The sequence below is a fragment of the Rhizobacter sp. P2_H2 genome (assembly GCF_056403375.1).
In genome coordinates this window covers 1-7,879 of the sequence record NZ_JBFUFP010000166.1, presented here as the reverse complement: position 1 = coordinate 7,879, position 7,879 = coordinate 1, and the positions used below count along the sequence as shown (strand labels likewise).

10 protein-coding genes are annotated in these 7,879 nt (G+C 65.8%); 5 read left to right on the top strand and 5 right to left on the bottom strand.

Features of this window, described 5'->3' with window-relative positions; translation table 11 throughout:
• Nucleotides 1-2,300, bottom strand: a 2,300-nt coding sequence (mutS, locus tag AC1D15_RS11780; protein ID WP_477826119.1) for a DNA mismatch repair protein MutS, incomplete at its 3' end; no start/stop codon positions are given.
• Nucleotides 2,301-2,537: 237 nt separating this feature from the next.
• Between mutS and AC1D15_RS11775 the strand changes: the two genes are divergently transcribed.
• Together AC1D15_RS11775 and AC1D15_RS11770 are read left to right on the top strand one after the other, a co-directional pair.
• The gene (locus AC1D15_RS11775; protein ID WP_477826118.1) at nt 2,538-2,954 is read left to right on the top strand and encodes an integrase arm-type DNA-binding domain-containing protein; all 417 of its coding nucleotides are present in this window, start codon (nt 2,538-2,540) and stop codon (nt 2,952-2,954) included.
• Nucleotides 2,915-3,046, top strand: coding sequence for a hypothetical protein (locus AC1D15_RS11770; protein WP_477826120.1), 132 nt, complete (start codon nt 2,915-2,917; stop codon nt 3,044-3,046). Before AC1D15_RS11775 ends, AC1D15_RS11770 begins: the two co-directional genes overlap by 40 nt.
• Before the next feature lie 85 nt (nt 3,047-3,131).
• Here the strand turns inward: AC1D15_RS11770 and AC1D15_RS11765 are convergent, their stop codons facing one another.
• Together AC1D15_RS11765 and AC1D15_RS11760 are read right to left on the bottom strand one after the other, a co-directional pair.
• The gene (locus AC1D15_RS11765) at nt 3,132-3,947 is read right to left on the bottom strand and encodes a hypothetical protein (protein WP_477826117.1); all 816 of its coding nucleotides are present in this window, start codon (nt 3,945-3,947) and stop codon (nt 3,132-3,134) included.
• 364 nt (nt 3,948-4,311) lie between these two features.
• Nucleotides 4,312-4,569, bottom strand: coding sequence for a helix-turn-helix transcriptional regulator (locus AC1D15_RS11760; RefSeq protein WP_477826116.1), 258 nt, complete (start codon nt 4,567-4,569; stop codon nt 4,312-4,314).
• Between the two features lie 127 nt (nt 4,570-4,696).
• On the opposite strand from AC1D15_RS11760, the gene AC1D15_RS11755 reads away from it, so the two are divergent.
• Nucleotides 4,697-5,092, top strand: coding sequence for a hypothetical protein (locus tag AC1D15_RS11755; protein WP_477826115.1), 396 nt, complete (start codon nt 4,697-4,699; stop codon nt 5,090-5,092).
• Between the two features lie 70 nt (nt 5,093-5,162).
• Here AC1D15_RS11755 and AC1D15_RS11750 read toward each other — a convergent pair whose 3' ends face one another.
• Complete coding sequence (locus tag AC1D15_RS11750) at nt 5,163-5,450, bottom strand: hypothetical protein (RefSeq protein ID WP_047509144.1); 288 nt, start codon at nt 5,448-5,450, stop codon at nt 5,163-5,165.
• 11 nt (nt 5,451-5,461) lie between these two features.
• On the bottom strand, nt 5,462-5,905 hold the full coding sequence (locus AC1D15_RS11745; RefSeq protein WP_477826114.1) for a TOBE domain-containing protein: 444 nt from the start codon (nt 5,903-5,905) through the stop codon (nt 5,462-5,464).
• Nucleotides 5,906-6,034: 129 nt separating this feature from the next.
• Here AC1D15_RS11745 and AC1D15_RS11740 point away from each other — a divergent pair, with 129 nt between their 5' ends.
• Both AC1D15_RS11740 and AC1D15_RS11735 read left to right on the top strand, forming a co-directional pair.
• Entirely contained in the window at nt 6,035-6,415 is a 381-nt protein-coding gene (locus tag AC1D15_RS11740) for a LexA family protein (protein WP_477826113.1), read from the top strand.
• Nucleotides 6,416-6,424: 9 nt separating this feature from the next.
• Nucleotides 6,425-7,750 carry a Y-family DNA polymerase gene (locus AC1D15_RS11735; RefSeq protein ID WP_477826112.1) on the top strand — a complete coding sequence of 442 codons (1,326 nt, stop codon included), beginning with the start codon at nt 6,425-6,427 and terminating at the stop codon, nt 7,748-7,750.
• Nucleotides 7,751-7,879: the final 129 nt, after the last annotated feature.

Sequence of the window (7,879 nt, the reverse complement as noted above, 5' to 3'; positions counted from 1 at the left end):
CCGTAGCTGCGGCTGGCCGGGCCGGCCTGGATGTCGTGCAGGAAGACGATGTCGTCGCCGCTCTCGGCCGCCGACACGTGCACGTTGAGCGCCCGCTCGTGCTTGACCGGGAACTCGGTCAGCTCGAAATAGTGCGTCGCGAACAGCGTGAAGCTCTTGTTGCGCTCGTGCAGGTGGCTTGCGATGGCGCCGGCCAGCGCCAGGCCGTCGAAGGTGGACGTGCCGCGGCCGATCTCGTCCATCAGCACCAGCGAGTGATCCCCGGCGCTGTGGATGATCGCGGCCGCCTCGGTCATCTCGAGCATGAAGGTCGATTGCGCATTGGCCAGGTCGTCGGCCGCGCCGATGCGGGTGTGGATCGCGTCGATCGGCCCGAGCCGGCAGGCATCGGCCGGCACGAACGAGCCGATCGCCGCCAGCAGAACGATCAGCGCCACTTGGCGCATGAAGGTGCTCTTGCCGCCCATGTTCGGGCCGGTGATCACGAGCATCTTGCGGGCTGCGTCGAGCCGGCAGTCGTTGGCCATGAAGTTGCCGCCGCCGGTCTCGGCCAGGCGGGCCTCGACCACCGGGTGGCGGCCGGCGGTGATGTCGATGCAGGGCTCGCGCACGAACTGCGGGCGCGTCCAGCCGAGTGTGTCGGCGCGCTCGGCCAGCGCTGCCAGTGCGTCGAGGCTGGCCAGTGCGCGCGCCAGGCCCGACAGCGCCTCCAGGTGCGCCTGCAGCTGGTCGATCAGCTGCTCGTAGAGCTGCTTCTCGCGCGCGAGCGAGCGCTCCTGTGCCGACAGCGCCTTGTCCTCGAAGGCCTTCAGCTCCGGCGTGATGAAGCGCTCGGCGTTCTTCAGCGTCTGGCGGCGCTGGTAGTCCATCGGCACCTTGGCGGCCTGGCCCTGYGTGACCTCGATGTAGAAGCCGTGCACCTTGTTGTATTGCACGCGCAGGTTGGCGATGCCGGTGCGCGTGCGCTCGCGGGCTTCGAGGTCGAGCAGGAAGGCGTCGCAGTTCTGGCTGATGTCGCGCAGCTCGTCGAGCGGGGCATCGAAGCCGCGGGCGATCACGCCGCCGTCGCGCAGCATCACCGACGGCTCGTCGGCGATCGCGCTGCGCAGCAGGGCTTCGATCGCCGTGTCGGGCGTCAGCGCCTCGGCCAGCATCTCCAGCAGCAGGGCGCGGCCCGGCACGCGCTCGCGCAGCGCGGGCAGCGCCTGCAGCGTGGCGCGCAGGCCGGTGAGTTCACGCGGGCGCACCTGGCGCAGCGCGACGCGGGCGGTGATGCGCTCGACGTCGCTGATGCCGCGCAGCGCCTCGCGCAGCGGCGCGACGCCGTGCTCGATCAACACGTCGAGCGCGTCGTGGCGCTGCGATGCGACGGTGCGCTCGCGCAGCGGGTGCGTGAGCCAGTGGCGCAGCGCGCGGCTGCCCATGCCGGTGCGGCAGGTGTCGAGCAGCGACAGCAGCGTCGGCGCGTCGTCGCCGCGCAGCGTCTGCGTGAGTTCGAGGTTGCGGTGCGTGGTGGGCGGCAGGTCGAGCAGGTCGCCGCTGCRCTCCACCTGCAGCGCGCGCACGTGTGCCAGGGCCTGGCCCTGCGTGTGCTCGGCATAGCTCAGCAGCGCGGCGGCGGCGGCCTGCGCGGTGCCGAGTTCCTGTGCGTTGAAGCCGGCGAGGCTCGCGACGCGCATCTGCTCGCACAGTTTGCGCAGGCCAAGGGCGGTGTCGAACTGCCAGCCGGGGCGGTGCGTGATCGCGATGCGGGCCTGCGCGACGGCCGCGGGCACCTGCTCGCGGTCGACCAGCACCTCGGCGGCGTTCAGGCGGGCGAGCCAGCCGGGCAACTCGCGTTCGGTGCATTCGGTCAGGCCGAGTTGGCCGCTGCTCAGGCCGAGCCAGGCGAGGCCGTAGCTGGTGACGCCGCGCTGCGTCTTCTGCGACACCGCGAGCAGCAGCGCGTCGCGCTTGTCGGCGAGCAGCTCGGTGTCGGTGACGGTGCCGGGGGTGACGACGCGCACCACCTTGCGCTCGACCGGGCCCTTGGCGGTGGCGACGTCGCCGACCTGCTCGGCGATCGCGACGGCTTCGCCCAGCTTGATCAGCTTCGCCAGGTAGCTCTCGACGGAATGGAACGGCACGCCGGCCATCACGACCGGCTCGCCGCCGCTCTGGCCGCGGCTGGTCAGCGTGATGTCGAGCAGCTTGTTGGCACGGCGGGCGTCTTCATAGAAGAGCTCGTAGAAGTCGCCCATGCGGTAGAAGACGAGCGTGTCGGGGTGCTCGGCCTTGATGCGCAGGTACTGCTGCATCATTGGGGTATGGGCCGGAATGGGGGCACGCGCGGGAGCCCGGCCGGCGGGCGATTCTTCCGCTAAGTCGTTGAATTGCTGAGTGTTTTTGTCGGATGACATGCTCACGATGGACTTTTCAGCGCCTATGAAAACTTGGGGGAACTTGGCCGTTCTGCGTAGGTTTGCGCGCTTCTAAAATCGAAACCTACGCTGGGCTGCGGCCGGTCTTCCAGAAAACCTACGCTTGCAGGGAGCGCAATGCAGTTCGACGCCCGCGCAGCCAAGGCACTTCAGCCAGGCGCGCACCTTACCATCGACGGCTGCCCAGGCCTTCGTCTCGAAGCCACTCAAACCCGACGCGCTTGGACCTATCGGTACCGCAGTCCGGTCGACGCGCGGATGCGCCAGGTCGGCCTGGGGCGTTGGCCAGCGATGTCGTTTCCAGCGGCGGCGGCCGAGTGGGAGCGTTTGCGCGGGCAGCGCGACGCGGGCGGCGATCCTGCGCTGTCGAAGCGCCAGGCGCGGGAGGCCGAGCGGACGGCCCGCGTTGCAGAGAAACAGGAGCAGCGGGAGCGCGCGTACACGGTGCGCCTCCTGTGCGAGGACTACCTGGTTGGACACGTTGCCCTGACGACGTGGGCGAGGCGATGCTGGGGCACATGCAGGAGGGGGTGAAGGGTGTCTACAACCTGCACACCTACGACAAGCAGTGCCGCGTCTGGATCAACCGACTGTCCACGCACCTCGATGGATTGGTAGAGCGGTAGTCGTATCGCCACGATCGCTCACCAGAGCGATTCGTTGAGCGATGCGCCCACAACGTTGAGGAGATCCGAAATGGGGGCGTGCGAATCAGCGCTTGCCCGGTCGTTGTAGAACGGCCAACGACCTGACGGTTTGGATCAGTCCTAGGTCCCTCTGCTGCAACTCGACACGTTCGTGGTGACGACGATCGTCTTGCGAGCGCTCCGTTCTAGACCGCACCGCAATCTGGCACGCCTTCAATGTGACGCCGCGGAACACAGCTTCGGAGGCATCTTCCCAGTTCTTGAACAACGGAAGCAACGGGCCAATCTCCAGTTGCAGAGCCTTCTTCCGAGCTTCCTCGTCACCAGGTGCGACGAGGCGACCATTCCCGTACTTGATAACCTCATCCACCCGTTGGGCGATAGTGTCGAATCGGAGCGATTCGGCCACGCAGAAAACCACTAGCATTTCGAGAGGGAAGCGCTTCTTGACATTGGTCATGCCAGGAATATTGACGAGTGCCGCATCAAGCCCGCCCGAATCACGGGTGACCAGATCGAGCGTGCTCGGATAGCGCTCTACCTTGCGGCCCGCCACCTTGCTGACGTAGAGCGAGGTCGGATCCATTTCGAGGACGAGGCCTTGATCGACTCTGCCGTGCCCTGGAAAGACCTCGATCGTCACGGGTGGCGCCGGTCGGCAGATGCGGTAAGAGCTATTGTCAAATCGGATCAACCCGGTCTCTTCCGTGAGCGCTTGGCGCATCGCGCTGATTTCGGAAGACCACCGCTGGTCAACGTGCAGCTGAAAATGATCAGGCATGGTGCTGAGGCGATTGTTGTCTTGATACTGTAGCCAAAAGTCCCAGGCCGCAGGGAACTCGTAGGAGATGGACGTGTCGCAGACAAAACCGGTCGACATCTGAGACGCTGTCTTCAGCGATCCTTGAAGAGGTCGATGGGTTTGGGATCGTCGGTGTTGATCTCGATGGAGTGCTTGGTGGCCTGCTCCCGCTGTCCGGTGGAGCGATAGCCTCATCGGCTGATGTACACGGTGGCGCGCCATTCCCTGATACACCGTGTCGGGGCTGTGCTGTTTGTGCTACCCGGGCCGGTGCCGACGTGGTCCTATGGTCCTTCAGTCGTTCCGACCCCGCCCGCAATGTCGACGAGTTCAGTCCGACCGAAACTCGTTGGCTGATCGATGCGATGACAGAGGTGGCACCCAGGCGTACGGCACGGCTGCGCGCGGTGAGTCCCTGAGCGATCAGCCGCGCGCTGTCCAACTACGCGCCTCGAAGGGCCTGCGGCACGGTAACGGTCTTGCGGCGGCCCGTGAAGGGTGGCGGCAAGAGGTTGGAAACCGGCCGCTCCTCGCACCAAGTGGTTACCTCGCGCACCAGCCAAGCGACACGTCTGCCGGAGAGAAGGCGGGGTTTGGGGAATGCGTCCCCGCGGACGAGTTTCTCCACCGTCGACTCGGACAACGAGGTGAAAGCAGCGACATCTGGCAGGTCAAGGTAGATCGGATCGAGTTTGCTCATTTGCTCTCTGTGGGGCTGTTGATATCGGGTCCCGCTCGAGGCGGGCCTCGTAGGTCAGGCGCGCGGCAGTGGCGCGGTCGGCACCGCGCTGCGTTGCAGCGGCGTCGGTGAATCCGCCCTGGAGCGGGTGTTCGGGCAGTCGAGCGAAGGGGCGCTCGGTCCGCATGGCTGCGGACGCGACGAGGAGCGACTCCGCCTGTGCGATGGCGTTCATGAAGTCTCCAGTAAAGAGATCGGACCGCTGCGCAAGATCACGTTTGTGGATCACCACAACTACATGAGCGGGGGCACCTTCCTCGATGGCGATCAGGTGGCTCGTGACGTGCTGCTTCTGTGGAAGCCTGGGCTCGACTGGAGATCGGCGCTGCACGGCATTCCACTCGACCCGATCGCCGGGCGTGCGCCAAGGAAGGAGTGGACCACGGAGGAGGAGCAACTCGAGGCGGAGCGGCTGCGCTACCGCATGCCTCGCACCTACGCAGCACTGCCGACCTCGCTGCGGCAGCTTGCCTGCGTCGCTTGACGCCAAAGCCCTCGTCAACGTCCTCGGATGTTGCTCAGGGACGGCGCCGAGTGCTCCGTCCCAGCACTGCTCAGCAGAACTGGACCTCGGTGCTGCACAGGCGTGTGCCGTCCGGCGCGCTGATGCTCAGGCTCAGGGCGTTCAAGCACGCGGACCCTGGCAGCGCAGTCGGTGCGAGCCGACGGTGGCGCGAGAACACGGCCTTGCCGTCGACCGTGCCCGTCCACTCGGCGATGTATTTCCGCGAAGGAACGCTCGCCTTCAACGGCTTCAGGTGAAACCGCTCGACGAAAGACTGCAGCTCCACCTCGGAGCTGATTCGGCCAAACACCTGCTCGATCGGAAGGCTGCTCTCCATGGGGTGTGCTCCTAGTGGACGGCAGTTTGGTCAACGCCGATGATGACGCTACCAGCTTTGAATACGGCTGTCGCCGGTGCACCAGCTGTCAGGTTCAAGGACTCGGCGCGTTCGGTCGTGATGCGCGCCATGAGGGTCTGTCCATTGGGTAGGTCGAGCCCGACCTTGACATCGTCGTCGTCGCCTTGGCCCACGTCGCGCACGCTGCCCACCAGCTGATTGAACGTCGCGGGCAAGCTCGCCGCCGGCTCCTCCAGCAGGACGATCGAGGTGGGGTGCACCAAGCCAAAGGCGCGCCCGCCTTGCTGCAGTTTCAGGATGTTCTGCACCTCGTGAGAGACCTTGATGACGATCTGCAGGCCCTGGGCGAGGCCCAGTTGCACTTCGTTGGCGTCGATGCCCGGGTGGATGGCCGTCACGACGCCATCGAGGGTGTTGAAGTCAGCGGGTTTCATGAGTTCAAGGTTCCGTGTGCTCGTGCCTCGCCGGCTGGCGGGGTGCTGCAATATACTGTATGAATGAACAGTAGTCAGCTGCCACGCGAAGGAGTCACGCGTGTTGGCCGGGAATCACCTGGGCCAGCCGTGGTGCCGCGCGCCAGCGTGGCCATCGGCTTCGGCTCGCCGTCGCAGGATTCGGGCGTCGGGCGCCTGGACCTGAATGACGTGCTGATCAGGAACCCGCTGGCCACCTTCCTGATGCGCGTGAGCGGCAGTGCGATGCGAGAGGCTGGCATCGACGACGGCGACATCGTGCTGGTCGACCGCTCGGTCCATCCAGCCAGCGGCCACATCGTGATCGCCGTCGTGGACGACGAGTTCATGTGCCGGCGGCTGGTGACGCAGGGATCGTCGCTGCGCCTGGTGGCGACCGACCCGAGCTGCGCCGATGTCGTGCCGCGCGCGGCCCAGGAGCTGCAGGTCTGGGGTRTGGTGACCAACGCCATCAAGGCGATGCCCGTCTGAGGCTGCGCCATGTTTGCGCTGGTCGATGTCAACAACATGTACGTGAGCTGCGAGCGGGTGTTCAAGCCCTCGCTCAACGGCCGGCCGGTCGTCGTGCTGTCGAGCAACGACGGCGCCTGCATCGCGCGCAGCAACGAGGCCAAGGATCTTGGTGTGCAGATGGCGCAGCCGTGGTTCCAGGTGCGGCACCTGGAGCGCGAGGCGGGGCTGATCGCGCTGTCCGCCAACTTCGAGCTGTACGGCGACATGTCCAGCCGCATGATGTCGATCGTCGGGCAGTACGCGCCGCGGCAGCAGATCTACAGCATCGATGAATGCTTCCTCGATTTCGAGGGTRTGCGCGGCGACCTTGTGGAGATCGGCCGAGACATCCGCCGGACGGTGCTGCAGTGGACCGGACTGCCGACCAGTGTGGGGTTCGGGCCGACCAAGACCCTCGCGAAGCTGGCCAACCACGTGGCGAAGACGGCTGATCGCAAGCCGGGCTCGTATCCGGCGGCCCTTGCGCAGGTGTGCAACTTCGGCGAGATGACCCAAACCGAGCTCGATGCGGTGATGGGTGTCACCGAGGTGGGTTGCGTGTGGGGCATCGGCCGGCGCATCGGAGCGCGGCTGACGGAGGCTGGCATCCGCACAGTGCGAGACCTGGCCAACGCGGACGTCACGGCACTCCGCAGCCAGTTCAGCGTGGTACTGGAGAAGACGCTCCTGGAGCTGCGTGGCACCTCGTGCCTCGGCCTCGATGACACCACGGCAGGCCGGCAGCAGATCATGTGCTCGCGGTCGTTCGGAAGCGCTGTGACCGAGTTGGCCGAGCTTGAGCAGGTCGTCAGCGACTTCACATCACGCGTGGCCGAGAAGCTGCGGCAGCAGGGCAGTGCGGCGGGAGCGGTCCACGTCTTCATCACGACGAGCCCGCATCGCAAGCAGGATCGCCAGCACAGTCCGAGCATGACCGTGCCGATGGTGCGGCCGACCACCGATACGCGCGAGCTCGTTGCGACGGCCACGCGCGCGCTGCAGCAGATGTACCGGCCGGGTTTCAACTACGTGAAGGCCGGCGTCATGCTGGTGGACTTGCATGATGGAGGTGCCCGGCAAGGTGAGCTTGACCTCTTCGCAACTGACAAGCCCACAGTGCAGGCGGAAGTAGGACGAGATCGGGCTCAGCTGATGGGTGCGTTGGATGCGCTGAACCATCGGTTCGGCAAAGGGGCCGTTCGCATTGCCAGCGCTCACCACGGACGTGGAACGCAGGCTTCAGTTGGCAAGCAGGAGCGGCGCACCCCGCGCTATACGACGAGACTCGACGAGATTGCGAGAGCCAGCTCCTGACCGCTGGTCGCCGCGAACTGGAGCCATCGACCCTGACTTGACCTCCCGGCAAATGCCCGATTGCGCCTTCAATTCATTGCCACCTCACCTTGGGGTTTTTACTGATTTCTCAGGGGGCTTGAAGATCTC